At 66.6% G+C, this 24,099-nt stretch carries 23 protein-coding genes; 11 read left to right on the forward strand and 12 right to left on the reverse strand.

From position 1 onward, the window contains the following. The first annotated feature begins 55 nt into the window (after nucleotides 1-55). From AC1DE3_RS13795 to AC1DE3_RS13805, 3 genes are all read left to right on the forward strand, one after another. Nucleotides 56-820, forward strand: coding sequence for an ATP-binding cassette domain-containing protein (locus tag AC1DE3_RS13795; protein ID WP_476797047.1), 765 nt, complete (start codon nucleotides 56-58; stop codon nucleotides 818-820). A gap of 152 nt (nucleotides 821-972) precedes the next feature. Next, nucleotides 973-1,902 (forward strand): nucleoside hydrolase, encoded by a 930-nt coding sequence (locus tag AC1DE3_RS13800; RefSeq protein WP_476797048.1) that lies wholly within the window; start codon nucleotides 973-975, stop codon nucleotides 1,900-1,902. An 11-nt stretch (nucleotides 1,903-1,913) separates the two neighbouring features. Further along, the gene (locus AC1DE3_RS13805) at nucleotides 1,914-2,435 is read left to right on the forward strand and encodes a hypothetical protein (RefSeq protein ID WP_476797049.1); all 522 of its coding nucleotides are present in this window, start codon (nucleotides 1,914-1,916) and stop codon (nucleotides 2,433-2,435) included. Nucleotides 2,436-2,462: 27 nt separating this feature from the next. Here AC1DE3_RS13805 and AC1DE3_RS13810 read toward each other — a convergent pair whose 3' ends face one another. After that, nucleotides 2,463-4,283 (reverse strand): ABC transporter ATP-binding protein, encoded by a 1,821-nt coding sequence (locus tag AC1DE3_RS13810; RefSeq protein ID WP_441511591.1) that lies wholly within the window; start codon nucleotides 4,281-4,283, stop codon nucleotides 2,463-2,465. A gap of 120 nt (nucleotides 4,284-4,403) precedes the next feature. On the opposite strand from AC1DE3_RS13810, the gene AC1DE3_RS13815 reads away from it, so the two are divergent. Together AC1DE3_RS13815 and AC1DE3_RS13820 are read left to right on the forward strand one after the other, a co-directional pair. Beyond that, nucleotides 4,404-5,540 (forward strand): DSD1 family PLP-dependent enzyme, encoded by a 1,137-nt coding sequence (locus AC1DE3_RS13815; protein ID WP_441511590.1) that lies wholly within the window; start codon nucleotides 4,404-4,406, stop codon nucleotides 5,538-5,540. Between the two features lie 66 nt (nucleotides 5,541-5,606). Beyond that, a complete protein-coding gene (locus AC1DE3_RS13820; RefSeq protein WP_476797050.1) occupies nucleotides 5,607-6,383 on the forward strand; it encodes a hypothetical protein in 777 nt (258 codons plus the stop codon). 133 nt (nucleotides 6,384-6,516) lie between these two features. Here the strand turns inward: AC1DE3_RS13820 and obgE are convergent, their stop codons facing one another. Further along, nucleotides 6,517-7,560, reverse strand: coding sequence for a GTPase ObgE (obgE, locus tag AC1DE3_RS13825; RefSeq protein WP_476852446.1), 1,044 nt, complete (start codon nucleotides 7,558-7,560; stop codon nucleotides 6,517-6,519). A gap of 147 nt (nucleotides 7,561-7,707) precedes the next feature. Continuing rightward, nucleotides 7,708-8,574: a LysR family transcriptional regulator gene (locus AC1DE3_RS13830; protein WP_441511587.1), complete on the reverse strand. Its 867-nt coding sequence runs from the start codon at nucleotides 8,572-8,574 to the stop codon at nucleotides 7,708-7,710. 166 nt (nucleotides 8,575-8,740) lie between these two features. On the opposite strand from AC1DE3_RS13830, the gene AC1DE3_RS13835 reads away from it, so the two are divergent. Beyond that, nucleotides 8,741-9,643 carry a DMT family transporter gene (locus tag AC1DE3_RS13835; protein WP_476797051.1) on the forward strand — a complete coding sequence of 301 codons (903 nt, stop codon included), beginning with the start codon at nucleotides 8,741-8,743 and terminating at the stop codon, nucleotides 9,641-9,643. 9 nt (nucleotides 9,644-9,652) lie between these two features. Here the strand turns inward: AC1DE3_RS13835 and AC1DE3_RS13840 are convergent, their stop codons facing one another. Continuing rightward, a complete protein-coding gene (locus AC1DE3_RS13840; protein WP_476797052.1) occupies nucleotides 9,653-10,210 on the reverse strand; it encodes a dihydrofolate reductase family protein in 558 nt (185 codons plus the stop codon). 98 nt (nucleotides 10,211-10,308) lie between these two features. Between AC1DE3_RS13840 and AC1DE3_RS13845 the strand changes: the two genes are divergently transcribed. The 3 genes from AC1DE3_RS13845 (at nucleotide 10,309) to AC1DE3_RS13855 (ending at nucleotide 12,664) form a co-directional block, all read left to right on the forward strand. Then, the gene (locus AC1DE3_RS13845) at nucleotides 10,309-10,812 is read left to right on the forward strand and encodes a winged helix-turn-helix transcriptional regulator (RefSeq protein WP_476852447.1); all 504 of its coding nucleotides are present in this window, start codon (nucleotides 10,309-10,311) and stop codon (nucleotides 10,810-10,812) included. Nucleotides 10,813-10,880: 68 nt separating this feature from the next. Beyond that, nucleotides 10,881-12,002: a hypothetical protein gene (locus tag AC1DE3_RS13850; RefSeq protein ID WP_476852448.1), complete on the forward strand. Its 1,122-nt coding sequence runs from the start codon at nucleotides 10,881-10,883 to the stop codon at nucleotides 12,000-12,002. An 83-nt stretch (nucleotides 12,003-12,085) separates the two neighbouring features. Then, nucleotides 12,086-12,664, forward strand: coding sequence for a hypothetical protein (locus tag AC1DE3_RS13855; RefSeq protein WP_476797055.1), 579 nt, complete (start codon nucleotides 12,086-12,088; stop codon nucleotides 12,662-12,664). Nucleotides 12,665-12,668: 4 nt separating this feature from the next. Here AC1DE3_RS13855 and AC1DE3_RS13860 read toward each other — a convergent pair whose 3' ends face one another. The 3 genes from AC1DE3_RS13860 to AC1DE3_RS13870 all read right to left on the reverse strand — a co-directional run bounded on the left by AC1DE3_RS13860 (nucleotide 12,669) and on the right by AC1DE3_RS13870 (nucleotide 17,804). After that, entirely contained in the window at nucleotides 12,669-15,890 is a 3,222-nt protein-coding gene (locus tag AC1DE3_RS13860; protein ID WP_476797056.1) for an efflux RND transporter permease subunit, read from the reverse strand. 11 nt (nucleotides 15,891-15,901) lie between these two features. Then, nucleotides 15,902-17,089 carry an efflux RND transporter periplasmic adaptor subunit gene (locus AC1DE3_RS13865; RefSeq protein WP_476797057.1) on the reverse strand — a complete coding sequence of 396 codons (1,188 nt, stop codon included), beginning with the start codon at nucleotides 17,087-17,089 and terminating at the stop codon, nucleotides 15,902-15,904. A 76-nt stretch (nucleotides 17,090-17,165) separates the two neighbouring features. Continuing rightward, nucleotides 17,166-17,804 carry a TetR/AcrR family transcriptional regulator gene (locus AC1DE3_RS13870; RefSeq protein ID WP_441511579.1) on the reverse strand — a complete coding sequence of 213 codons (639 nt, stop codon included), beginning with the start codon at nucleotides 17,802-17,804 and terminating at the stop codon, nucleotides 17,166-17,168. 247 nt (nucleotides 17,805-18,051) lie between these two features. Here AC1DE3_RS13870 and AC1DE3_RS13875 point away from each other — a divergent pair, with 247 nt between their 5' ends. Together AC1DE3_RS13875 and AC1DE3_RS13880 are read left to right on the forward strand one after the other, a co-directional pair. Further along, nucleotides 18,052-18,855: a glutamine amidotransferase gene (locus AC1DE3_RS13875; RefSeq protein WP_476797058.1), complete on the forward strand. Its 804-nt coding sequence runs from the start codon at nucleotides 18,052-18,054 to the stop codon at nucleotides 18,853-18,855. Further along, nucleotides 18,852-20,093, forward strand: a complete 1,242-nt coding sequence (locus tag AC1DE3_RS13880; RefSeq protein ID WP_476797059.1) for an NAD(P)/FAD-dependent oxidoreductase — start codon at nucleotides 18,852-18,854, stop codon at nucleotides 20,091-20,093. The genes AC1DE3_RS13875 and AC1DE3_RS13880 overlap by 4 nt, the downstream gene beginning before the upstream one ends. A gap of 267 nt (nucleotides 20,094-20,360) precedes the next feature. Here the strand turns inward: AC1DE3_RS13880 and AC1DE3_RS13885 are convergent, their stop codons facing one another. The 5 genes from AC1DE3_RS13885 to sdhC are packed head-to-tail and all read right to left on the reverse strand — an operon-like array spanning nucleotide 20,361 to nucleotide 24,080. Continuing rightward, on the reverse strand, nucleotides 20,361-21,158 hold the full coding sequence (locus AC1DE3_RS13885) for a succinate dehydrogenase iron-sulfur subunit (RefSeq protein WP_476797060.1): 798 nt from the start codon (nucleotides 21,156-21,158) through the stop codon (nucleotides 20,361-20,363). A 1-nt stretch (nucleotide 21,159) separates the two neighbouring features. Continuing rightward, nucleotides 21,160-21,405 (reverse strand): hypothetical protein, encoded by a 246-nt coding sequence (locus AC1DE3_RS13890; RefSeq protein WP_476797061.1) that lies wholly within the window; start codon nucleotides 21,403-21,405, stop codon nucleotides 21,160-21,162. A gap of 32 nt (nucleotides 21,406-21,437) precedes the next feature. After that, nucleotides 21,438-23,270, reverse strand: a complete 1,833-nt coding sequence (sdhA, locus tag AC1DE3_RS13895; protein ID WP_476797062.1) for a succinate dehydrogenase flavoprotein subunit — start codon at nucleotides 23,268-23,270, stop codon at nucleotides 21,438-21,440. A 4-nt stretch (nucleotides 23,271-23,274) separates the two neighbouring features. After that, nucleotides 23,275-23,667 (reverse strand): succinate dehydrogenase, hydrophobic membrane anchor protein, encoded by a 393-nt coding sequence (sdhD, locus tag AC1DE3_RS13900; protein ID WP_476852449.1) that lies wholly within the window; start codon nucleotides 23,665-23,667, stop codon nucleotides 23,275-23,277. Between the two features lie 11 nt (nucleotides 23,668-23,678). After that, nucleotides 23,679-24,080 (reverse strand): succinate dehydrogenase, cytochrome b556 subunit, encoded by a 402-nt coding sequence (gene sdhC / locus AC1DE3_RS13905; protein WP_476797063.1) that lies wholly within the window; start codon nucleotides 24,078-24,080, stop codon nucleotides 23,679-23,681. Nucleotides 24,081-24,099: the final 19 nt, after the last annotated feature.

Raw genomic sequence — 24,099 nt, forward strand, 5'->3', positions numbered from 1 at the left:
CATGCCGTGGCGCCAACCATTCGGACTCTTGACAAGCGCTGAAGCCATGACCGGAATGACCACTCCTACCCCTCTCCTCTCGCTGCGCGGCATCGGCAAGAGCTACGGCCCGGTCGTCGCCGTCAGAGACGTCGATCTCGACATCTTCCCGGGCGAGGTCGTCGCGCTCTGCGGCGACAACGGCGCCGGCAAGTCGAGCCTGATCAAGGTGATCTCCGGCGCCGAGGACGCGACGAGCGGTACGATCAGGCTGCGCGGCAAGCCACTCACCTTCAGCTCGCCGCATGATGCGCTGGAGAACGGCGTCGCGACGATCTATCAGGACCTCGCGCTCGCCCCGCGCCTCTCCATCGCCCAGAACGTCTTCATGGGCTCGGAGCTGACGAAGCCGGTGCTGCTGCCCTTCCTGCGCATTCTCGACAAGAAGAGGATGATCGCGGAGTCGCAGCGCTACCTCTCGCAGCTCTCCGCCGCCGTCACCGATATGACCCGCCCCGTCGAACGGCTCTCGGGCGGCCAGCGGCAGGCGGTCGCGATCTCCCGGGCGCTACGCTGGAACGCCGAGATCATCATCATGGACGAGCCGACCGCTGCGCTCGGCGTCAAGGAGAGCGCGCTCGTCCTCGACCTCATCCGCAAGCTCAAGGCCGACGGGCGCACCGTCATCCTGATCAGCCACAACATGCGCGACGTCGTGGCATTGGCCGACCGGGTCGTGATCATGGGCGCCGGCCGCAAATACGTCGACCGGCCGCTCGGCGATCTCGCCGCGGACGACATCGCCCATATGATCATGGCCGGCAACGCCAAGGCGGCCTGACATGCGACTCCATTTCTCAGCCCTCATCCTGAGGAGCGGGCACAGCCCGCGTCTCGAAGGATGTTTCGGGAGGCTCGGGAACCATCTGGAGCATCCTTCGAGACGCCGCTGCGCGGCTGCTCAGGATGAGGGCTGAGTTGGTGGAAATGGGTATGCACGAACCGATCATCATCGACACCGATCCGGGGCAGGACGATGCCGTCGCCTTGCTGCTCGCTTTCGCCAGCCCGAGCGAAATCGACCTCAAGGCGATCACCACCGTCGCCGGCAATGTCCCGGTTGGGCAGACGACGGCGAACGCCCTGCGTATCCGCGACCTCGGCAAGCGCCGCGACATCCCGGTCTATCGCGGGGCCGAGGGACCGCTCGTCTTCCCGCTCGAAACGGCCGAATTCGTTTGCGGCCCGGATGGCCTTGCGGGCGCGGGCCTTCCCGCCCCCACGAGCGAGGCGGCACCTGGCCATGCCGTGCAGGCCATCATCGATCTCTGCCGAGCGGCTCCCCCGGATGGCATCACGCTCTGCCCGCTCGGGCCGCTGACGAATCTCGCACTGGCTTTCCGGCTCGCGCCGGACATCCTGCCCAAGGTCAAGCGTATCGTCCTGATGGGTGGCGCCATCGGACTCGGCAACATCACGCCGGCCGCCGAATTCAACGTCCATGTCGACCCGCATGCGGCGGCGATCGTCTTCGGCTGCGGCCGGCCGATCGTGATGTTCGGCCTGGGCGTCACCCTGCAGGCCATCGCCAGCCACGCCCAGATCGCCCGCATCGGCGCGCTCGGCAACGCCGCCGGCCGTTCTGTCCACGGCATGCTGACCCGCCCGCGCCCCGGCGGACTCGGCAGCGACGGGCATCCGATGCATGACCCCTGCGTCATCGCCTATCTGCTCTGGCCGGAGCTCTTCGAGGGGCGCGACTGCTTCGTCACGGTGGAAACCGATGACGGGCCCCTGCGCGGACGTACCACCATCGACTGGAATGGCCGCCTCAAGCGCGAGCCCAACACCCATGTCGTCGCGTCCGTGAAAGCCCAGGAGCTGTTCGAACGGATGATCGAACGGCTCGCCACCCTGCCCTGAAGGATCGCCCCATGCCGCATTTCGTCGAAGCGCTGCAGCAGGAGGCGGCCGAGGCCATCGCGCAGATGCAGGAGGCGGCGCTACGCGCCCGCCACGCCCATGCTCGCGCCGAGCTGATGCGCCACATGCTAACCACCGCTCGCAAGGTGAAGGACAAGCCCAAGGCGGAGGCGGTCGAGACGGTCGTACGCGAGTGGATGGACGCCTGGAACCTCGCGCGCACCGACTGGCCGCATATCGCCCGGGAAATGGAAGCGTTCACCGAGGCCTTCCACGATTATGCCAATGATCCGAGCGACGCCCATGACGAGCGGCTGCGCGCGATCTGCGCAGCGCTCGACATCGTCCTGGAGAAGGAAGGCACCTCGATCTCCGACCAGATGGCCTTCCGCTCGCAATGCGCCCATGGCTGGTGGGAGCTGGTGAGTCCGGTCCCCGAAAACCTGCCCGGCCGCAAGCCGCGGCCCTCGATTCCGCCGCTTGAATCCGGCAAACCATTCTGGGAAGCCGGCTGCGCCGCATTCTGCCGCTAGGCTGCGACCGCCGGTCTGGCCAGCGTCTCAGCTTTCGAGGAACTGCATCCGGTGCAGCCGGGCATAGGCGCCGTCGCGCGCCAGCAGTTCGTCATGGCTGCCGGTCTCGACGATTTTGCCTTCGTCCATCACGACGATCAGGTCGGCCTCGCGGATGGTCGAGAGCCGGTGTGCGATGACGATGGTGGTGCGGCCCTTCATCAGCTTCGCCAACGCCTGCTGCACGAGGCGCTCCGACTCTGTGTCGAGCGCACTGGTCGCCTCGTCGAGCAGCAGGATCGGCGCGTCCTTCAGCATGGCGCGGGCGATGGCGATGCGCTGGCGCTCGCCGCCGGAGAGCTTGTGGCCGCGCTCGCCCACCGAGGCATCGTAGCCGCCCGGCATCGCCATGATGAAATCATGCGCCGCCGCGGCCTTGGCGGCCGCGACGATGTCATCATGCGTCGCGCCGGGGCGCCCGAAAGCAATGTTGGCGCGCACGCTGTCGTCGAAGAGCACCACATCCTGGCTGACGACGCCGATCTGATGGCGCAGGCTTTCGAGCGTCACGCTGCGCAGATCCTGTCCATCGATCTCGATCCGCCCGTCGATCGGATCGTACAGGCGCGGCACCAAGGCGAGCAGCGTCGACTTGCCGGAGCCGGAACGGCCCACCAGCGCGGTCGTCTTGCCGCCGCGGGCGACGAGATCGATGCCCTCCAGCGCACGCTGGTCCTCGCGATAACGGAAGCGCAGATGCCGAAATGCGACTTCGCCGGCCGTGATGGCCAGAGGCTTGGCAGTCGGCCGGTCGACGATGCGCGGCTTCTCGTCGAGCAATGCGTAATAGCGCTTCAGCGAGGCACCGGCCTCCTGGACGATGGCGTTGAGGTTGCCGAGCGAGCGCATCGGCTGTGCCGCCAGCAGCAGCGCCGAGACATAGCCGGTGAAATCGCCCACGGTGGAGGCGCCCGAGGTGATGCGCACGCCGATGGCAGCGAGCACGCCCGCGACCGCGATGCCGCCGGCGACCTCAAGCAGCGGGTCGAGCCGGCCACGGGCATTGGCCGCCTTGACCTTCAGCGTCCGGATCGTCTCGAAGGCGCTGGTCGCACGCTGCTTCAAATAGGGCTCGAGGGAATCCGTCTTGGCCACGCGGGCGCCCTGCAGGCTCTCCGTGACGAGGCTCGCCATGATGCCCGTCTGCTCCTGCTGCGAACTCGCCATGCGCCGGAGCTTCTTGCCGATCCGGCCGATCGGATGGGCGATGACCGGCGCGATCAGCACCACCACCAGCGTCATCTGCCAGTCGATCCAGAACAGCGCGCCGACGAGCGCGAGCGCCGTCACCACGTCGCGGATCGCGATATTGACGATGCGCGTCAGCGCCTCCTTCACGAAAGTGAAATCGGTGGTGAAGCGCTGGGTGAGAGAGGCGGGATTTTCCTTCTGGAGCTGCGCCAGATCGGCATCGATCAGATGCCCGTAGAGCGTCGACTGCATGTCCGCCTCGATCCGGCTGACGACCTTGTTGGTCATCACCGTCTGGGCGAGCAGCGAGAACCCCTTGATCGCAGTGACGATGACCACGACCGTCGCGACCGCATTGACGACCCCGATCTCGTAGCCGATCGACTTCGAGACCAGCCTCTCCATGCGGCGCACGAAGCCGGTCGATTCGGCCGTCAGCGGATCGGCGAAGGCATCGAAGGCCGCCTTGATCAGCAGCGGATAGAAGCTCGTCGTCGCGGCGATGACCACGACGAGACCGAGAATCATCAGCATCTGCGGAAGGTAGGATTTGATCTGCTCGCGCCAAACGCGGGCGAAGAGCGCGAGGGTATCGTCGGTGACGCGGCCGATCTTCATGGGCCGCGCCTATCACGGCAAGGCGGCAAGCGCCACTGGCGCATGGCCGCATCCAGAAGGCAGGCCTTGCTCAGGACACGAAGCTGTCCTCCCATGGCCACAACCGACTCAGGAGACTCCATGTCGCTATCGCCGCCGGCGCAGCCCGGTCAAAGCCTCGCCGAAATCGAGACACCCTCCCTTGTGCTCGATCTCGATGCCTTCGAGCGCAACCTTGTCGCCATGGCAGCCTTCACCCAGGCCCATGGCGTCAGGCTGCGCCCCCATGCCAAGACGCATAAGAGCCCCGAGATCGCCCTGCGGCAGATCGCCAACGGCGCCGTGGGACAGTGCTGCCAGAAGGTTGCGGAGGCTGAAATCCTGGTCGCGGGCGGCGTCGGCGACGTGCTCGTCACCAACGAAATCGCGAGCCCCGCCAAACTCGACCGGCTGGCGCGTCTCGCCCGCAGCGCCCGCATCGGCCTCTGCGTCGACCATCCCGACGGCGTGCGCGACGCGGCCGAGGCTGCCGCGCGCAACGATGTCGTGCTCGATGTCCTCGTCGAGATCGATGTCGGCGGGCGGCGCTGTGGCGTGGCGCCCGGCGAGGGCGCGGTCCGGCTGGCGGAAGCTATCGCCCGCTCCAACACGCTGCGCTTCGCCGGCATCCAGGCCTATCACGGGTCCGCCCAGCATATGCGCTCGATCGACGAGCGGCGCGAGGCAATCGAACGCGCTGGATACGGCGTGCGCAACACTGCCGAGCGCCTCGCCCAGGCCGGCCTCAATTGCGAGATCGTCAGCGGCGCCGGCACCGGCACCTACGAGCTGGAAACGCAATCCGGCATCTGGAACGAGATCCAGGCCGGCTCCTACATCTTCATGGACGCCGACTACGCCCGCAACCGCCAGGCCGACGGCACGCCCTTCCGCAGCTTCGAGCACGCACTCTTCGTGCTCGCAGGTGTGATGAGCAAGCCGGTGCCGGACCGCGCCATCGTCGATGCCGGCCACAAGGCGGTCGCCATCGATTCCGGCATGCCCGTCCCGTTCCGACGCGAAGGCGCGATCTACACCAAGCCCTCGGACGAGCACGGCATCCTGACGGGCGAGCCTATCGCCCTGCCGCATCGCGGCGACCGGCTGCTGCTAATACCCGGTCATTGCGACCCGACGGTCAATCTGCACGACTGGTATGTCTGCGTGCGCGGCTTGCACGGTCCCGACGCCCATGTCGAAGCAGTCTGGCCGGTGGCGGCGCGCGGCGCGCTGATCTGACGCAACGGTCCGAAAAGTGAGAACCGGTTTTCGGAAGCAGTCGATGCCAAGCGCTGGCGCATAGCCATGCTGGCGGAACTGGCCTTGCATCTGGCGACACCGGCCTCGCGCATGACCCGCCAGCTCGGCCTCGTCGGCGAGAGCGTCGCGCTCTGGTCGCGCGGCCTTCGCCAGCGCCGGGCCTGGGCCGGGCATCACGCCCGCTGCCGGGACATCGTCGCGCAGGCCGTCGCCGAGCTGCCGGAGCGGCGGACTGCCGTCATTCTGGGGTCCGGGCTGCTGCGCGACATCCCGCTCGGCCTGCTCGCGGCCAGTTTCGAGCGCGTGCTGCTGGTCGATGCCGTGCACCTCCCGCAGGTCCGGCTCCGCATGCACCTGCGCGGCAACGTCGCATTGCTCACCCGCGACCTCACTGGCGTCATAGGCTGGCTCGCCGGCGAGAGTGGCGGCCGGAGCGATCCGCTCGCCGACCTCATCGCCGATCCGGCAGTCGATCTCGTCGTCTCCGCCAACCTGCTCTCGCAGCTCGCCTGGCCGATCGAGGATTGGCTTGCCGACAATCCCGCCGAAGCCGCGCAATTGCCGGCCGATCTGCCTGCCCGCTGCATCGCCTGGCATCTCGACGATCTCCGCCGCTTCCACGGCCGCGTGATCTTGCTCAGCGATGTCGAGATGATCGAGCGTGATCGAACCGGCAAGATCACCGACCGGCTCGACCTGATGCGCGGCGCCGCGCTGCCCAACCCCGACGAGGGCTGGGACTGGCCGGTCGCGCCCTTCGGCGAAGCCGCGCGCGACCTGGAGAGCATCCACCGTGTCGGCGCCTGGCGGGATTTCCGCTAGATAGCGGCCTGCTCTTGCGTAGCGACGCGAGTCATTCCGGCCGCAGCGCAGCGGAGAGCCGGAATCCATGCCCGAGCTTTCACAGGCGTCGTTCCACAAAAAACAACAGCCTCAAGCACCGAGGCCACCTGGCTCAGGGGTGCCAGCCGGTCTCCGCGGCCGGAGCGTTCTCGCGCTCCTCCTCGCGCCGGGCTTCCTCGACCACGGCGAAGAGAGCCCTCAGCGCCGCATCGACCCCCTCGCCCGAGGCGGAGGAGAGGATGATCGGCATGCGCTTCGCCGCACGCTTCAGCCGCGCGACCTGCTCCTTGAGCACTTCCGGCGTCAGCGCATCGACCTTGGAGAGCGCGACGATCTCCGGCTTGTTGGCCAGCCCCCCGCCATAGGCCTCCAGCTCCTCGCGCACGGTCTTGTAGGCCTTGCCGGCATGCTCGCTGGTGCCCTCGACGAGATGCAGCAACACGCGGCAGCGCTCGATATGGCCGAGGAAGCGATCGCCGAGGCCGTGGCCCTCATGCGCGCCCTCGATCAGCCCGGGAATATCGGCCAGCACCATCTCGCGCGCGTCGACGCGCACGACGCCGAGGCCGGGATGCAGCGTGGTGAAGGGATAATCCGCGATCTTGGGCTTCGCCGCCGTGACGGTGGCGAGGAAGGTCGACTTGCCCGCGTTGGGCAGGCCGACGAGCCCGGCATCGGCGATCAGCTTCAGCCGAAGCCAGACCCAGCGCTCCTCGCCCGGCAGGCCGGGGTTGGCATGGCGCGGCGCCTGGTTGGTCGCGGTCTTGAAATAGGCATTGCCGAAGCCGCCATTGCCGCCCTTGCACAGCACGAAGCGCTGACCGGGCTCGGTCAGGTCGGCGATCTTGGTCTCGCCGTCCTCGTCGAGGATCTCGGTGCCCGGCGGAACCTTCAGCACGATCGCCGGCGAATTCGCGCCGTGGCGATCCTTGCCCATGCCGTGCTCGCCGGTGCGGGCCTTGAAGTGCTGCTGGAAGCGGAAATCGATCAGGGTGTTCAGCCCCTGCACGCATTCGACGACGATGTCGCCGCCGCGCCCGCCGTCGCCGCCGTTCGGCCCGCCGAACTCGATGAATTTTTCGCGGCGGAAGGAGACGCAGCCCGCGCCGCCGTCACCCGCCTTCACATAGATTTTGGCCTGGTCGAGGAATTTCATGAGATCGAATCGTGTCTGAAACCGGAAGCTGAGACAGGCCGCCATCCCGGGCACCACGCATCAGTGGCGCCGAACCGGGATCCATGCCTGAAGGAAAGAAGTCCCCTTGGCTTTAAGCCCGCGCGCGCTTTTGGGCAATGCGCTGCGTCAGGCTGCGTGCCTCAGCAGGCTCATTTCCTCGCGCAGGGCGTCGGCGAAGCGTCGCGCGGCGAGATCGGGCCGCGGCGCCATGATCAACCCCACAGTGAGTTCGAAAAGCGGCGGCAAGCCTTCTGCCGGGCCGATCCGGCGCAGTGAAGGCGGCACGGCGCTCTCGGTGATCGCCGCCACGCAGAAGCCCGCCTCCACCGCTGACAGCACGCCCGACGTGTGCGAGCAGGAGAAGACCAGCCGGTGCGCCTTGCCGGCCGTGTTGAGCGCGGCGAGAATGCGCGGGCGCGCCCGACACCCCTCCGCGAAGAGCGCGAGCGGCAGCATCTCCTGCAGCTCCGGCCGGTGGCCCCGAGCCGCCACCCAGACCAGCGGCTCGCGGCGCAGCACCTCGCCCATCGGCTTGTTCGGATCCTGCGTGACCACGGCAAGGTCGAACTCGCCCGCCAGCAGTGCCGGCTCGATGCGCTTAGACAGGTCGCAGCGCACTTCGAGCTCCACCTTCGGATGCTCGGCGGCGAAGCGCGCGATCAGCGGCCGCAGATAAGCGTCCATATAGTCGTCGGGGATGCCGATGCGCAGCCGGCCGGAGGGCGTGTCGCCGGCGAGATCGGCGAGCGCCTCGCGTTCGACCGCAAGGAGACGCCGCGCATGGGCAATCAGCCGCTCGCCGGCATCGGTCGGCGTGACACCGCGCCGCGAACGTTCGAGCAGCTTGTGGCCAAGCTGGTTCTCCAGATCCTGGATGCGCACGGAGATCGCGGATTGCGTGCGGCCGAGCCGCGCGCTCGCCGCGGTGAATCCCCCGGTTTCCGCCACCGCCACCAGCATGCCGAGGGCGGCAAGGTCGAAATGAACAGTCATGCGGTGCCTCCTCGGAACGCGCAACATCGATCGATTTTAAGAATGGTTAAATCAGAATAATCCGTTTTTCCGATGCAAGGAAGGGCCCTATATCCGCCCGTGAACGAGGCTGAGCCGGCCGCGCCGCCGCGACCGGAGCTGGCCATACCATCCGTCAGAAAACACCATGTCCGCTCCCGCTATTCCCGTCCGGCCCGCATCGCCCGCTCTCGCGATGTTCCTCACGCTGCTTGCCGGCGCGACCTTCATCGGTTTCTCCGGCATCTTCGTGCGCCTTGCCGATGTCGGCCCGGCTGCCGCCGGCTTCTGGCGCATGCTCTTCGCCCTGCCGGTCCTCGCCGTCTGGACGGCGTTGGAGCAGCGCAAACCGGTGGGCGGCAAGGTTCGTGGCGGCGCCTTCGGCGCGGTCGCACTGGCGGGCCTGACCTTCGGCATCGACGTTACGCTCTACAATGCCGCGCTCGGCCATACGACGATCGCCAATGCGTCGCTGCTCGGCAATCTCGCTCCGGTCGGCGTCGTGCTCGGCGGCTGGCTGCTGCTCGGCGAGCGCCCGTCACGGCGCATTCTCGGCGCACTGATGCTGGCGATCGCCGGCGCGCTCCTGCTCGTCCTGCCGAAATTCACCGGCGGGGCGCAGGTCTCGGGCAATCTGCTCGGCGACAGCCTCGCCGTCGGCGCCGCGATGTCCTACGCCACCTATATACTCGCCGTTCGCCGTGCCCGCGACCGGGCCGATGCCGGCTATGTCAGCCTCGTCTCCAGCATCGTCTGCGCCGTGTTCTGCCTCGCGGCTGCGCTTGCGCTCGGCGAGGTCGTCGTCCCCGCGAGTCTGCAGGGCTGGTTCGCTGTCGCCGCGCTCGGCCTCGTCTCCCATGCGCTTGGCCAGGGACTGATCACGCTCTCGCTCGGCAGCTATGGCGCCAGCGCCGCCTCGCTCGTCATGGTCTGGCCGGCGCTGGTCAGCGTGCTCGCCGCCTGGGCACTCTTCGGGGAGCAGCCGACGCCTGTGCAGGCCTTCGGCGGCGTCGCCATTCTCGCCGCCGTGCTGATGGTCCGGCGCGGCTGAGCCGCGCGCTTAAGCTGACTTGACGCCATAGTGCAGGATCACGGTGCCGTTCTTCAGTGGGCGGGCCGCAACCAATGTGAAACTGCGCTTCTCCGCGCTCGCCTTGAACAAGGGCGTGCCCTGCCCGATCGTGACCGGCGCGACCGCGAGCATGATCTCGTCGACCAACCCGGCCGCCAGCAACGACTCCGTCAGTTCCGCGCTGCCGAAGACATAGATGTCCTTGCCCGGCGCGGCCTTGCGGCGCGCGATTTCCCCGGCGATGTCCGCGGTCACGGTGGTGTTGTTCCAGTCCGAGCCGGTCAGGCTGCGTGAGGCGACGAGCTTCGGCAGGGCGTTCATGAAGACTTTGGTCTCGCCCTCTTCCTGGGCCGACGTCCAATAGGCTTTCATCCCCTCATAGGTGACGCGGCCAAAGACCAGCAGCCCGGCCTTGCGTCCGAATTCGCTGCTCAGCTCAGCCAGTTCCTCACCCCAGGCATCGCCGTGGAAACTGAGATCCCACTTCTCCTTGCCTTCGAAGAATCCTTCCAGCGTCATCACATTCCAGACGATCACCTTGGCCATCCCACCCTCCTGTCAGGCTCGTTTAGCTAGTTGTGAATTGCAATCGGTTGCTGACACGTCGAACCGATTTTATATTGCAAGCAGTTCTGGAGACAAGCATGCGCGAGACCGGCCGTTCGGGCTGTCCGATCAATCTGACGCTTGAGATATTGGGGGATCGCTGGAGCCTGATCGTCCTGCGCGACATCATGTTCGGCAACCGCCGGCATTTTCGCGAGCTCATGGCGAAATCGGACGAAGGCATCGTCTCCAACATCCTCGCCGACCGCCTGAAGCGCCTCGTCGAGAAGGGCCTGCTCTCGCGCCGCGACGACGCCAGCCACAAGCAGAAGGCGATCTACAGCCTGACCGAGATGGGCATCGCACTCGTGCCCGTCTTCGCCGCGATGGGCGACTGGGGCCGCCGTTTCCTCCCGGTCACGGAAGAGCTCTCGATCCGCGCCGAGTTGCTGAGCGAAGGCGGCCCGGCGCTATGGGAGCGCTTCATGCAGGAGCTGAGACACCTGCATCTCGATGCGCCCAAGCCCGAGCAATCGGTGCTGGACGAGCTGACGCAGGCCTATCGGGACGCGCTGGCGCGCCGGCAAGCCATGGCGAAGTGATGCCCACGCGAACTTATCCCCCCATGCCGTAGCGGCACGACACTTGGGCTCCCCGTCAGGAGCCCCTCATGCCGATCCTCCATCGCCCATCCGCCGATCGCGAGCTTCGCGCCGCACGGCTTCGCTTGTTGCGGCTGCGCGACGAGCTTTGCCTGATCCGGCGTGACCATCTCCTCCGCAAATACAACCCGAACCAACCGCGCGTGCCCTCCGGCAATGTCGGCGGCGGCCAATGGACCAGCGGCACAGGCGGAGGCGGTGGCTCAGGCGGCGGAAATCCGGATTCGCCCGATGGCACCTCGCTCGACGCCGATACCGGCTGGTCCTCGTTGGGCGAAGGCTGGAACGAGGACGGCTCCATCTTCGAGCAGGCCGTCACCGACGGCGCGGGCACGACGATCCAGTCGGAATATGCAGCCTCGCGCGCCGCCGGCTTCGACGAACGCCAGACGGTCATCGAGCCCAATGGCCAGACCACAAGCTTCGAGACCACCGCCGACGTCCAGACGATCCGCGATCGTGGGCCGGATGGCGAGGTCATCAGTCAATCGGTCTGGAGAGAAAACGGACCTGAGTCGACCGCGGAGGTGGTCGAGGCCAGATGGCGGCGCGGCCGAGGAACAGGCGGCTCCCCGTTGCAGGCGGCCGGCAAGCTATTCGATTGGTTGAACAGCCTAGGCGAGGCGAATGGCCCTCCGCCTATCCTCGGATTTCGCGCCCATGATTACACTCCCGGGAAGGTCGATTCGTTCACCACGTCGTGGGTCGGCACAGTCGAACGCGACGAGGTCGAAAAAGCTTGTCCGTACATGCCGAAAATTCAAGAGATGCTCGATGACGCAGCACGCGAAGCAGGGCCACCGAGCAACTTCCCTTCGATGCAAGCGTACGGAACGGTTGTTCATCTTGGAGTCAAGAAACGCGTCGATACCTGGAATAACCCTGATGTCCAAGCAGAACGATCATACTTCAAAGAACTGCGAGAATATGGAGAACAGGTTTACGGAACCCTCGGAACCGCACGATTCGATGTCATGGAAAAAGGGCGCGATGGTACTCGCTGCCTTTATGATATAAAGGTCGGTCGCCCGTTGTCCCGATCGCGCTCAGATGTACTTGCGGATGCAGGTCTTCGCATCCGAGGACTTGTAAGCCGGCTTCTTGTGATCGAAATGAGGCCACGATTTTGACAACCAGGCGGCAAGTCGACGACCTGCTTCGGCCTTATCGGCCATGCGAGGGTCTTTGGATCCGTGGGCATGAGGTTTACCTCGTGCCTATCCATCACGTCGTCCGCGGGTTCAGAATTTATCGGACGAGCGAAGCCGATCGTTTCGACATTGGCTTGTTCGTCGGCACGAGCTTTGATCCGCAATTAGGTTCGCCACGAGCAGTGTCAGAGGTTTTTCGGTACGAAAACTGGCTGGCCCGCTGGACGCAACCCAACCTCCGGCAGCAATTCGAACGCATTCTCCGAGAATACGCGTTGCCGTCACTGCGACCTTTGAGTCTGCAGGCGCTGGTTCTCAAAGAGAATCCGCTCGTGCAAGGGCCGGAGCTCCCATTCGAGGAATCGTTCAGGCCAGGGCATATGAGGGCCTTGCTTCACACGGCACTCGGTAACTTCGATGAGGCCGCTGCAAATCTGGATCTTCTCACTGACCTCCCGCGCGACCACCGCATAATGGGGCCTCTCCTGCTCCTTCTAGACGATCTTCGGCCGCTTATTCTGGCCAACGACCGTGCCGCTGTCGCCGCAATGCTGCACGCCTGGGAAGCCGGCTCGATCGCGCGTTGGGGATTGTCCGAGCATCACGAACGCACGCCCTTCCCGCTCGAACTCCAGCCCTGACGCCTCACTCCGCCGCCAGCCGCGGCGCGGCCGGCTTCGACATCGCTTCCGCCGTTGCGATCGCCGGTGCTGCGTGTTCGTCGATCGGCTCCCAGCTGCTTTCGTCTTCGGCCTTGCCGAAGAAGCGGCCGAAGAGCCAGCCCGTCGCCCGCGAGAGATCGTCCATCACCATGTAGAAGGACGGCACGAAGATGAGCGAGAGCACGGTCGAGACGAGCAGGCCACCGATCACCGCGATCGCCATCGGCGCGCGGAACTCGCCGCCATCGCCGACGCCATAGGCCGAGGGCAGCATACCCGCCGCCATGGCGATGGTCGTCATCAGGATCGGGCGGGCGCGCTTGCGGCCGGCTTCCAGCAGCGCCGTCATCCGGTCCTTGCCGCGCCCGACCTCCTCCACCGCGAAATCGACCAGCATGATCGCGTTCTTGGTGACGATGCCCATCAGCATCAGAAGGCCGATATAGACCGGCATCGAGACGGCGTTGCCCGTCGCCAGCAGCGCGATCACCACACCGCCGAATGAGAGCGGCAGCGAGAGCAGGATGGTGATCGGCTGGAAGACCGAGCCGAAGAGCAGGATCAGCACGGCCAGCACCAGCATCAACCCGGTCGTCATCGCGGTGAGGAAGCCCTGGACGACCTCTCCCTGGATTTCCGCGTCTCCGGTCGCAGCGATCCAGACTCCATCAGGCAGGCCGACTTCCTCGACGATGTCGTGGAATCTGTCCTGCGCGGTGCCGAGCTCGAAGCCGCGCTTGAGGTCGGCGCCGATCTGGGCGCGGCGCACGCGGTCGTAGCGGTCGATGGAACTCGGGCCTTCGCCGAAGCCGATATCGGCCACGGCAGTCAGCGGGATCGAGACGCCGTTCGTGTTGGTCACGCGCAGCGCCGCGATGTTGCGCATGTCGGTACGCGCGGCTTCGTCGAGCTGGACGCGGATCGGCACCAGCCGGTCGCCGGCATTGAACTTGGCGAGGTTGGCGCCGACATCGCCGATGGTGGCGACGCGCACGGCCTCCGAGATCGCCTCCGGCGTCACGCCGAGATTGGCGGCTTCCTCCAGCTTCGGCGTGACGCGCAGCTCGGGGCGGCTGAGCGAGCCTGCCGTCGCGACGTTGAGATAGCCGTCGACCTGGCGCATCCGCGCCTCGATCTTCGCGACGGCGGCATCGAGCGCCTCGCCGTTCTTCGACAGGATCGAGAAGGCCATCTCGCGCTCGCCGCGTTCATTGACGTACCAGGCGCGAACGTCCGGCACGCTGGCGAGCTTCTCTGCGATGGTGACCTTGAGCTCCTTCTGCTTGATGTCGCGCTCGGCCTTCGGCTTGAGCAGGATGAAGACCGCGGCGCGGCGCACCTCTCGCTGGCCGGTCGGCGATGCCCCGCCGAGCACGAAGACGTCGCGCACTTCCGGAATGGTCTTCAGCGCATCGACGAGCTTGTCGGTGGTGACGCGCGTGTCCTCCAGCGTCGATCCCGGCGGCAGCTCGACCGAGGCGACGACGCGAGAGGTGTCCTCGTCCGGGATAAAGCCGGTCGGCAGCATCTGCGTCGCCTGAATCGAGCCGATCAGGAACATGAAGCCGACCACCAGCGTCGCATAGGCCGTGTTGAACGGCATGCTGCGCCAGCGCCCCGTACCGTCGAAGCGCGGGAAGAACGGGATGCGCCGCTTCTTCAGCGTGCCCTTCAGCAGGCCGACATAGGCGCCCATGATCAGCCCGTCCTTCGGATCGGCATGGTCGACCGGCTTCATCAGATAGGCCGCCATCATCGGCGTGATCAGCCGCGCGACCAGCAGCGAGAACAGCACCGCGGCTGCGACGGTGAGGCCGAACTGGCGGAAATACTGGCCGGCAACGCCGCCCATGAAGGAGACCGGCGCGAAGATCGCGACGATGGTCAGCGTGATCGCGATCACCGCGAGGCCGATCTCGTCCGCCGCCTCCATCGCGGCGCGATAGGGCGATTTGCCCATCTTCATGTGCCGGACGATGTTCTCGATCTCGACGATGGCGTCGTCGACCAGGATGCCGGTCACCAGCGTGATGCCGAGCAGGCTGACGAGATTGAGCGAAAAGCCCATCAGCTCCATCGCCCAGAAGGTGGGGATGGCAGAGAGCGGCAATGCAACCGCCGTGATCAGCGTCGCGCGCCAGTTGCGCAGGAACAGGAAGACGACGATGACGGCGAGCCCAGCACCCTCCAGCAGCGTTTCCATTGCTGCCTTGTAGTTGCCGTAGGTATAGGCGACGGCGTCGTCGATCGGCGTGATCTTGATGTCGGGGAAGCGCTTGTTGAGATCGGCCACGCGCTGCGCCACGACATCCTTGACCGAAAGCTCGCTCGACCCCTTCGAGCGGAAAACGGCGAAGGTCACGACCGGGCTCTTGTTCAGCCGGCCGAAGGCGCGCGGCTCCGAATTCGAATCCTCGACGCGGCCGAGTTCCTTCAGGCGTACCTCGCGCCCGCCGGTCAACGTGATCTTGGCCTCGGCAAGGTCCGCGACGGTGCGCGCCCCGGCAAGCGTGCGGATCGCCTGCTCCTGGCCACCGACCTCACCACGCCCGCCGGCGAGATCGACATTGGTCGCGCGAATCTGGCGGTTGACCTCGCCGGCGGTGATGCCGAGCGCGAGCAGCCGGTCCGGATCGAGCGAGATGCGGATCTCGCGATCGACGCCGCCATAGCGCTCGACGCGCCCGACGCCCTTCAGCCCCTGCAACTCGCGCGCGACGACATCGTCGACGTGCCAGGAGAGCTGCTCCAGCGTCATGCCCGCCGAGGCGGCGCCATAGGTCAGGATCGACTGGCCCTCGACGTCGATGCGCTGGATCACCGGCTCGTCGATGGTGCGCGGCAGGTCGGCCCGGATCTTGGCGATGGCGTCCTTGACGTCGTTGACCGCGCGGTCGGTGTTGGTCTCGAGCCGGAACTCGATCAGCGTCAGCGACTGGCCGTCGGTCAGGGTCGAGGTGACATGCTTCACCCCTGTAATGTTGGCAACGGTATCCTCGACGCGCTTGCTGACCTGGCTCTCGAGCTCGGCCGGCGCCGCGCCGGACTGCGTCACGGTGACGGAGACCAGCGGGATGTCGATGTTCGGAAAGCGCGTGACCGGCAGCTTCGAGAAGGCGAGCAGCCCGAGCACGCAGAGCACGACGAAGAGCAGGATCGCCGGAACCGGCTTTCGGATCGACCAGGCGGAGAAATTCACATTCATGGCCGCATCCGTCAGTTCATCGCGACGGGAGTCACGAGGTCGCCGTCGCGCACGAAGGTGCCGGCGCGCGCCACCACGGTCTCACCTGCCGCAATGCCGCTGGCGATCTCGGCGCGTCCGCCTCCGACAAGGCCGAGCGTGACCGGCTTGGTTGCGACGCGGCCATCCTTGACCGTCTGCACGCTCGGGCCCGAGCGGCTATAGGTGATGGCCGAGAGCGGCAGGGTCACCGCGCGCTTGCGGCCAGTCTCGATGATACCGCGCGCAAAGGCGCCGATCGCGACCGGCGGATTGCCGTCCAGCGCGACGCGGACGCGGCCAAGCCGCGAGGCCTTGTCGACCTCCGGCGCGATCAGCCGGATCGTGCCGGCAAGCGCGTCCTTCGCCCCGGCCGGCAGCACCGAAACCGGCTGGCCGACCTTGAGGCCCGGCAGCTCGACCTCGGCAACCTGCGCTTCGAGCTCGATGGCGCCATCGGCGATGATGCGGAACAGCGGGTCCGACGTCGGCAACATGCTCGCCGTCGCGCCCAGCCTGGCCGTCCGGCGGCTGACGATGCCGGCGCGCGGAGCCTTGATCTCGGTCCGGGCGAGCCTGACCGCAATGTCCTTGCCCTGCGCCTGGGCGAGCGCGAGATCGGCGGTCGCGATCGCCAGCAGCTGCCGAGCGGCATTGGCGCGTGCCTGGCCGGAACGCGCGGCGGCAGCGCGCTGATCGAACGTCTCCATGCTGGCATTGCCACTGTCGCGCAGCGCCTTGGTGCGGTCGAAGGCGTTGTTGGCCTGGACCAGATTGGCGTCGGCCTCGGCGATCTGGGCGTTGGCCTGAGCGACCGCAGCCTCGGCGCGGGCGATCTGGGCGTCGTTCTGGATCTTCTGGACTTCGAGCGTCGTCCGGTTCAGGCGCGCGAGCACCTGGCCCTGCGCGACCTTGTCCCCTTCCTCGGCCAGAAGCTCGATGATCGACAGGCCGTCGACCTCGGGAGCCACCAGGATCTCATCGCGCGCAACCATGGAGCCGGACACGACGACGCTCTGGACGATCTCGGTCTGCTCGGCCTGTGTGACCGTGACGGAGGGGCCTGCAGCGGGCGCGGCGGCAGGTGACGCCTTTGCCTGGGTCTGCGCGGCGAGCGGCAGCGGCGCCGCCAGCGCCGTGGCAAGCGCCAGCGAGGCAGCCGCCAGACGCGGAACGGTCATGCGAACGATCATCGGAAACGATCCTGTTGCGGCGTTGAAACCGAAAGAAATGGGAAGAGCCCGGCGGGAGCAGAGATCACGGCTGCATCTCCGTTTCAGGCAGGAGCATGGTCCGGGCGAGCTGGCGCATACCGGCGAAGAGCGTTTCCGCGGCAACGGCCTCGTCGAAGTTCGGATCCATCGCCCGCCGGCAGAAATAGCCGTCGGCCATCATCGAGACCGCCAGCAGGAAGCGGTGCTCATCGAGCCGCGGCGGCAATTCGCCATTGCGCTTGGCTTCGCTGATCGCGGCCGCCAGCCCCTCGATCACGGTGCCGTCGATATCGGCACACATGCGGGCCATCGCGGGATTGCGCGCGGCCTCGGCCCAGATCTGCACGGCGATCACGGCCTTCTCCCGCGGCTGGCGGACCAGATGCTTGCGGCCGAGCTCCTCGAGTTGGTCGAGCAGCGAGCCGTTATCGGGACAAAGGCTGCCGAAATCCTCCGCGATCAGGCTGCGGTCCCGCTCGGACATGCCGGCGATGATCGCGTCCTTGGAGCTGAAATAGCGGTAGAGATTGCCCGGGCTCATGCCCGCCTCGGCCGCGACATCCTGCATCGTCGCGGCGTGGAACCCCGCTCGCGCGAAGACGCTCTCGGCCGCATCGAGGATGCGGATATGGCGCTCCGACAGGGCGGAATCGGACTGCGATGCGGGAACCAGAGGTGGCATCAGAACTCGGCACAATGAGAATGAACGTTCATTCTCATCTCAGATCGGCAACCTAAGGTCAAGCGAAACGCCTCCATCGCCTGCCCGATCCGGCATGATCGAACAACCTTGCCCGATCATTGCAGCGTTTCCGGCGCATAAATTGCTTGCTTCGTCCCGTCTGGAACCTCATTCTGAAGAGCGACCTGTCATGGCTTGGCGTGCCTTTCTCCCGCCTGCCGGTGCGCGAGCGATTTTGAAGCCCGTGATGAACGACCACGCCTTCGCCCTCCGCGCTGCCCGCAGAACGCGCTCCCCCCTCGCCGCCCGGCCGAGCCTCCCGGCACCCAAGCCGGTGCTCGTCGTGCTGCATCAGGAGCATTCGACCTCCGGCCGCGTCGGCCGGCTGCTGCAGGCGCGCGGGCATGCGCTCGACATTCGCAAGCCGCGCTTCGGTGATCCCTTGCCGCAGACCATGCGAGGCCATGCCGGCGCCCTGATCTTCGGCGGCCCGATGGGCGCCAACGATCCCGAAGATTTCATCAAGGCCGAGATCGACTGGATCGGCACCTGCCTGAAGGAGGATGCCCCCTTCCTCGGCATCTGCCTCGGCGCGCAAATGCTGGCTAAGCATATGGGCGCACGCGTCTACACCCATGGCGAAGGGCGGGCCGAGGTCGGCTACTATCCCCTTGCCGTGACCGAAGCCGGCGCAGCCCATGCCGACGCCGCGCAATTCGTCTGGCCAGGCACGGTCTATCAATGGCACCGCGACGGCTTCGACTGCCCAGCCGGCGCCGAATGCCTCGCTACGGGCGGGGATTTCCCCGTGCAGGCCATTCGCGCCGGTTCGAAGGCCTATGGCGTCCAGTTCCATCCCGAGGTGACGCCGGCGATGATGTATCGCTGGTCGGTGCGCGGCCATGAGCGCACGCTGATGCCCGGCGCCCAGCTCGGCCACACCCATCTGCCGGGCTGGTTTCAGCATGACCCGGCAGTCAGGCTCTGGCTCGACGCATTTCTCGATCACTGGCTGGAGGAGCCGGCCGCAGCCGGCCTGCAACGCACTTGACCCGCATAGCTCTTGTCCTCGGCGCCGGCATGGTCGGCGTCTCCTGCGCGCTTGCCCTGCAGAAGCGCGGCATCGCCGTCACGCTCATCGACCGCAAGGAGCCGGGGTGCGAGACCTCCTATGGCAATGCCGGGGTGCTCGCCAGTTCCTCGATCCTGCCGCTCAATAACCCCTCGCTCTACGCGAAGATCACGGATTATCTCGGCAATCGGCACCCCGCGCTCAATCTGAGCTGGCGCCGCGCCCTGGCCCGGCCGGGCTGGCTGCTGCGCTTTCTCTGGGAGGCCCGCCCCTCGCAGGCGTCCGCCCGCATCGCCGCGCTCGCATCGCTCACCGCCAGCACGGTCGAGCGCCACCGAGCCCTGATGAACGAGGCGGGAGTCGCGCATCGCCTGCGCGAAACCGGCACGCTCAAGCTCTGGCGCACCGAAGCCGGCCACGCGGCGGCCCAGGCCGAGCATGATTTCCTGAAGCGGCACGGCATCAAGTCGCAGATCCTCGACCGGCAAGGCCTCTCCGCCGTGGAGCCGAGCCTGAACCCGATCTTCCCGGTCGCGCTGCTGATCCCTTGCGTCGGCTCGGTCGATTCCCCCGGCGCCGTCACCGCTGCCTATGCCGCGCTCTTCGCCGGCCGCGGCGGGCGCGTCGAGCAGGCCGCGGTCACCGGTCTCGCCCGCCACGGCGCCGGCTGGCGCGCGAACACCGCGAAGGGCAGCTTCGACGCAGATATCGCGGTGGTCGCGCTCGGCCCCTGGAGCGGCGATCTGCTGAAGCCGCTCGGGCTCGATCCCTGGCTCGACGTCGAGCGCGGCTATCACCGCCATCTCAAGCCGGGTGCCGGCACCCGGCTGTCGCGGCCGGTCTATGATGTCGACGGCGCCTATTACATGGCGCCGATGGAGCAGGGCTTTCGCATCACCAGCGGCGTTGATCTCGCGTTCCGCGATGCCCCGGACGACCACCGCCAGATCGACAGCGCCACGGCATCGGCCCGCGAGGCCTTTCCGCTCGGCGAGGTCGTCGGCGAGACCTGGCGCGGCGCGCGGCCGACCTTGCCGGATTCCTTGCCGATGATCGGCGAGGCACCCCGCAATCCCGGGCTCTGGCTCGCCTTTGGCAACCAGCATATCGGCTTCTCGACCGGCCCGATCACCGGCGAGATGATCGCCGCCATGGTCTGCGGCGAGACACCCCCCGCTGATCCGAAGCCGTTCAGGCCGGAGCGGTATATCTCCTGACGGCTGCCCCTCCGTCATGGTCGGGCTTGACCCGGCCATCTCTGGCCGAAGGAGGCTCCAGCGCCTTCCTTCATGAGATTCTCGGGTCTGCGCTTCGCTCCGCCCGAGAACGACGCCTCATCGGCCGCCAATGAGGCGCAGCGAAAATTCGCCAGCGTGAGTCAACTGGCGTGATCGGAGAGAACCGGAGCGGAGCGGGCTTCCGTCCGCGAGCACCGGAAGCGCAGCCGATCGTGTCAGACGGCCGCGCTCGCGGATTTTCGCGCCTCAGACCTGGCGCGCCACCATCATCTTCTTGACTTCCGCGATCGCCTTGGCCGGGTTCAGCCCCTTCGGGCAGGCGTTGGCGCAGTTCATGATGGTGTGGCAGCGATAGAGCCGGAAGGGGTCCTCCAGATTGTCCAGCCGCTCGCCGGTCGCCTCGTCGCGGCTATCGATCAGCCAGCGATAGGCCTGTAGCAGCGCGGCCGGGCCGAGATAGCGGTCGCCGTTCCACCAATAGCTCGGGCAGGAGGTCGAGCAGCAGGCGCAGAGGATGCACTCATAGAGGCCGTCGAGCTTCTCGCGATCGGCCTTGGCCTGGCGCCATTCCTTCTCGGGAGCCGGCGTCGTGGTCTGCAGCCAGGGCTCGATCGAGGCATGCTGGGCGTAGAAGCGCGTCAGGTCAGGCACGAGGTCCTTGACCACCGGCATATGCGGCAGCGGGTAGATCGCGACCCTGCCGGCGTTCTTGCCGGTGCCGCCGCACTCGTCGATGCCGGTGGTGCAGGCGAGACCGTTCTTGCCGTCCATGTTCATGGCGCAGGAACCGCAAATGCCCTCGCGGCAGGAGCGGCGGAAGGTCAGCGTCGGGTCGACCTTGTTCTTGATCCAGATCAGCGCGTCCAGAACCATCGGCCCGCAATCGTCGCGGTCGACGTAATAGGTGTCGGTGCGCGGATTGGCGGCGTCGTCCGGATTCCAGCGATAGACCTTGAACTCGGTCAGTTTCTTGGCGCCGGCCGGCTTCGGCCAGGCCTTGCCCTCGGTCACGCGGGAGTTCTTCGGAAGATTGAATTCGGCCATATCAGATTGCCTTCATCGACTGGCGTGTGCGCATTCGAGAGCGCGCCAAGAAAATGAGGAAGCCGCTCACACCACCGACGGCGAAGCCAGCAATCCCGATCTTTGAATAAAACTCTGCTCTCGCGGCCTGCTCAACCCCCTCATCAAGCGGGTATTGAAGAGGAAAAACTACTTCCCCAACAAATCCGCTGATGTTTGCCGCAAGCAGCGCGCAAGCCAAACCGGCGCCGAAAGTCCACATGCTCAACGCAAGAACTGCCTGCACCCGCCGCCCTAGCATCAGTACACCCGCGCTTTGGGCTTGATGTACTCGATATCGTTGGACATCGTGTAAGTGTGCACCGGCCGGTCATCGAGGGTGACCGTGCGCTTCTCGTCGTCGATCCAGGCCAGGGTGTGCTTCATCCAGTCCTTGTCGTCGCGGTTCGGATAGTCCTCGCGGGCATGCGCGCCGCGGCTTTCCGGACGGTTCAGCGCCGAATCCATGGTAACGACCGCCTGGGTGATCAGGTTGTCGAACTCCAGCGTCTCGATGAGATCGGAGTTCCAGATCAGCGAGCGATCCTTGGTGCCAATGTCGGTGATGCCGCCCCAGACCTCGTGGATGAGCTTGTGGCCCTCTTCCAGCGTGTCGCCGGTGCGGTAGACAGCGCAGTTGTTCTGCATCGTCCGCTGCATCCGGTCGCGGAGCTCCGCAGTCGGCGTCTTGCCCGCAGCGTTGCGGTACTTGTCGAGGCGTGTGAGCGCCAGATCCGACGAATTCTTCGGCAGTTCCGGCTGCTTCTCGCCAGCCGTCACCGTATCGGCGCAGCGCAGGCCGGCCGCGCGGCCGAACACCACGAGGTCGATCAGCGAGTTCGAACCGAGGCGGTTGGCGCCATGCACCGAGACGCAGGCCGCTTCGCCCAGCGCCATCAGGCCGGGAACGACCGTGTCCGGATCGCCGCCGACCTTGGTCAGCACCTCGCCGTGATAGTTCGTCGGGATGCCGCCCATGTTGTAGTGGACGGTCGGCAGCACCGGGATCGGCTCACGCGTCACGTCCACCCCGGCGAAGATCTTGGCGCTCTCCGAGATGCCGGGCAGGCGCTCGTGCAGGATCTTCGGATCGAGATGGTCGAGATGCAGGTAGATGTGGTCCTTGTCCTTGCCGACGCCGCGCCCGGCCCGGATCTCCATCGTCATCGAGCGTGAGACGACGTCGCGCGAGGCGAGGTCCTTGGCCGAGGGGGCATAGCGCTCCATGAAGCGCTCGCCTTCGGAGTTGGTGAGGTAGCCGCCCTCGCCGCGCGCGCCCTCGGTGATCAGGCAGCCGGAGCCGTAGATCCCGGTCGGGTGGAACTGCACGAATTCCATGTCCTGCAGCGGCAGGCCGGCGCGCAGCACCATGCCGCCGCCGTCGCCGGTGCAGGTATGGGCGGAGGTCGCGGAGAAATAGGTGCGGCCATAGCCGCCGGTGGCCAGGATCGTCTGCTGGGCGCGGAAACGGTGCAGCGTGCCGTCATCGAGCTTGAGCGCGATCACGCCGCGGCAATGCCCGTCCTCGTCCATGATCAGGTCGATGGCGAAGTACTCGATGAAGAACTCGGTGTTGTAGCGCAGCGCCTGCCCGTAGAGCGTGTGCAGCATGGCATGGCCGGTGCGGTCGGCCGCCGCGCAGGTGCGCTGGGCCGGCGGGCCCTCGCCGAATTCAGTGGTCATGCCGCCGAAGGGGCGCTGGTAGATGCGGCCATCCTCGGTGCGCGAGAACGGCACGCCCCAGTGCTCGAGCTCGTAGACGGCGGCCGGCGCGTTGCGCACGAGATATTCGATGGCGTCCTGGTCGCCGAGCCAGTCCGACCCCTTCACGGTGTCGTACATGTGCCACTGCCAGGTGTCCTTGCCCATATTGCCGAGCGAAGCGGCGACGCCGCCCTGGGCCGCGACGGTGTGCGAGCGGGTCGGGAACACCTTGGTGATGCAGGCCGTGCGCAGGCCGGCCTGCGAGCAGCCGACGGTGGCGCGAAGCCCGGCGCCGCCGGCGCCGACGACGACGACGTCGAAGGTGTGGTCCGTGATCGGATAGGCGGTGCCGGTATAGGCCGGGACCGGGCGGGACTTGGTGATCGCCATCGGATCAGCCTCCAAAAGACAGCTTCAGCACCGCGTAGACGCTGGCCGCGCCGACCGCGATGGCAAAGAAGGTGTTGGCCATGACGGCGAGGATCTTGGGCCCCTCCTCATGGATATAGTCCTCGATGATGACCTGCATGCCCAGCCGCATATGGATGCAGGCCGAGAGGATGAAGAGCAGCATCAGGATCGCGACGCAGGGGTTCGCCAGCAGCGCGACCGCAGCCGGATAGGGCCGGCCGACGAGCGCGATGACGACGCCGATGAAGATCACCGTCAGGATCAGGTTCGAGACGGCGGTAACGCGCTGCAGCCAGAAATGGCCGGTGCCGGACTTGGCGGAACCGAGGCCGCGAACGCGGCCGAGCGGGGTGCGCATCGAGGAATTGGACAGCATGGACGTGCTCCTCAGCGCAGGACCAGGGCGACGATCCAGACCAGGACCGTCAGGCTCGCCGAGGCGACGAGCGAGAACTTCGCCATGTTCATCCGGGTCTCGGGTTCGTAGCCCTTGCCCATGTCCCAGACGAAATGCCGGAGGCCACCGACCATATGGTGGATGAGCGAGAAGCTGTAGAGGAACAGCACGAGGCGGCCGAGGAAGGAGCCGGCGACCGCCTGTGCCGTATCGAAGGCGGCGGGGCCGGAAGCGGCGGCCACCAGCCAGCCGGCGATCAGCAACGTGCCGAGATAGAGCCCCGTGCCGGTGACGCGATGGGCGACGGACATCGCCATCGTCCAGGACCAGCGATAGATCTGAAGGTGCGGCGAAAGCGGGCGAGCCGCGGGCTTGACCTCGGCCAATATCATTCTCCGATCAAGCGGCCCG

The sequence above is a fragment of the Allobosea sp. 10L417 genome, assembly GCF_056395485.1.

Coding starts and splice junctions, on each gene's coding strand:
- sdhD (WP_476852449.1), bottom strand. CDS start 23,667: ATGCTGTCCAATTCCTCGATGCGCACCCCGCTCGGCCGCGTTCGCGGC.
- AC1DE3_RS13835 (WP_476797051.1), top strand. CDS start 8,741: ATGTCCGCTCCCGCTATTCCCGTCCGGCCCGCATCGCCCGCTCTCGCG.
- AC1DE3_RS13865 (WP_476797057.1), bottom strand. CDS start 17,089: ATGACCGTTCCGCGTCTGGCGGCTGCCTCGCTGGCGCTTGCCACGGCG.
- AC1DE3_RS13840 (WP_476797052.1), bottom strand. CDS start 10,210: ATGGCCAAGGTGATCGTCTGGAATGTGATGACGCTGGAAGGATTCTTC.
- AC1DE3_RS13795 (WP_476797047.1), top strand. CDS start 56: ATGACCACTCCTACCCCTCTCCTCTCGCTGCGCGGCATCGGCAAGAGC.
- AC1DE3_RS13830 (WP_441511587.1), bottom strand. CDS start 8,574: ATGACTGTTCATTTCGACCTTGCCGCCCTCGGCATGCTGGTGGCGGTG.
- AC1DE3_RS13800 (WP_476797048.1), top strand. CDS start 973: ATGCACGAACCGATCATCATCGACACCGATCCGGGGCAGGACGATGCC.
- sdhA (WP_476797062.1), bottom strand. CDS start 23,270: ATGGCGATCACCAAGTCCCGCCCGGTCCCGGCCTATACCGGCACCGCC.
- AC1DE3_RS13815 (WP_441511590.1), top strand. CDS start 4,404: ATGTCGCTATCGCCGCCGGCGCAGCCCGGTCAAAGCCTCGCCGAAATC.
- AC1DE3_RS13850 (WP_476852448.1), top strand. CDS start 10,881: ATGCCGATCCTCCATCGCCCATCCGCCGATCGCGAGCTTCGCGCCGCA.
- sdhC (WP_476797063.1), bottom strand. CDS start 24,080: ATGATATTGGCCGAGGTCAAGCCCGCGGCTCGCCCGCTTTCGCCGCAC.
- AC1DE3_RS13805 (WP_476797049.1), top strand. CDS start 1,914: ATGCCGCATTTCGTCGAAGCGCTGCAGCAGGAGGCGGCCGAGGCCATC.
- obgE (WP_476852446.1), bottom strand. CDS start 7,560: ATGAAATTCCTCGACCAGGCCAAAATCTATGTGAAGGCGGGTGACGGC.
- AC1DE3_RS13810 (WP_441511591.1), bottom strand. CDS start 4,283: ATGAAGATCGGCCGCGTCACCGACGATACCCTCGCGCTCTTCGCCCGC.
- AC1DE3_RS13860 (WP_476797056.1), bottom strand. CDS start 15,890: ATGAATGTGAATTTCTCCGCCTGGTCGATCCGAAAGCCGGTTCCGGCG.
- AC1DE3_RS13820 (WP_476797050.1), top strand. CDS start 5,607: ATGCTGGCGGAACTGGCCTTGCATCTGGCGACACCGGCCTCGCGCATG.
- AC1DE3_RS13845 (WP_476852447.1), top strand. CDS start 10,309: ATGCGCGAGACCGGCCGTTCGGGCTGTCCGATCAATCTGACGCTTGAG.
- AC1DE3_RS13870 (WP_441511579.1), bottom strand. CDS start 17,804: ATGCCACCTCTGGTTCCCGCATCGCAGTCCGATTCCGCCCTGTCGGAG.
- AC1DE3_RS13875 (WP_476797058.1), top strand. CDS start 18,052: ATGAACGACCACGCCTTCGCCCTCCGCGCTGCCCGCAGAACGCGCTCC.
- AC1DE3_RS13885 (WP_476797060.1), bottom strand. CDS start 21,158: ATGGCCGAATTCAATCTTCCGAAGAACTCCCGCGTGACCGAGGGCAAG.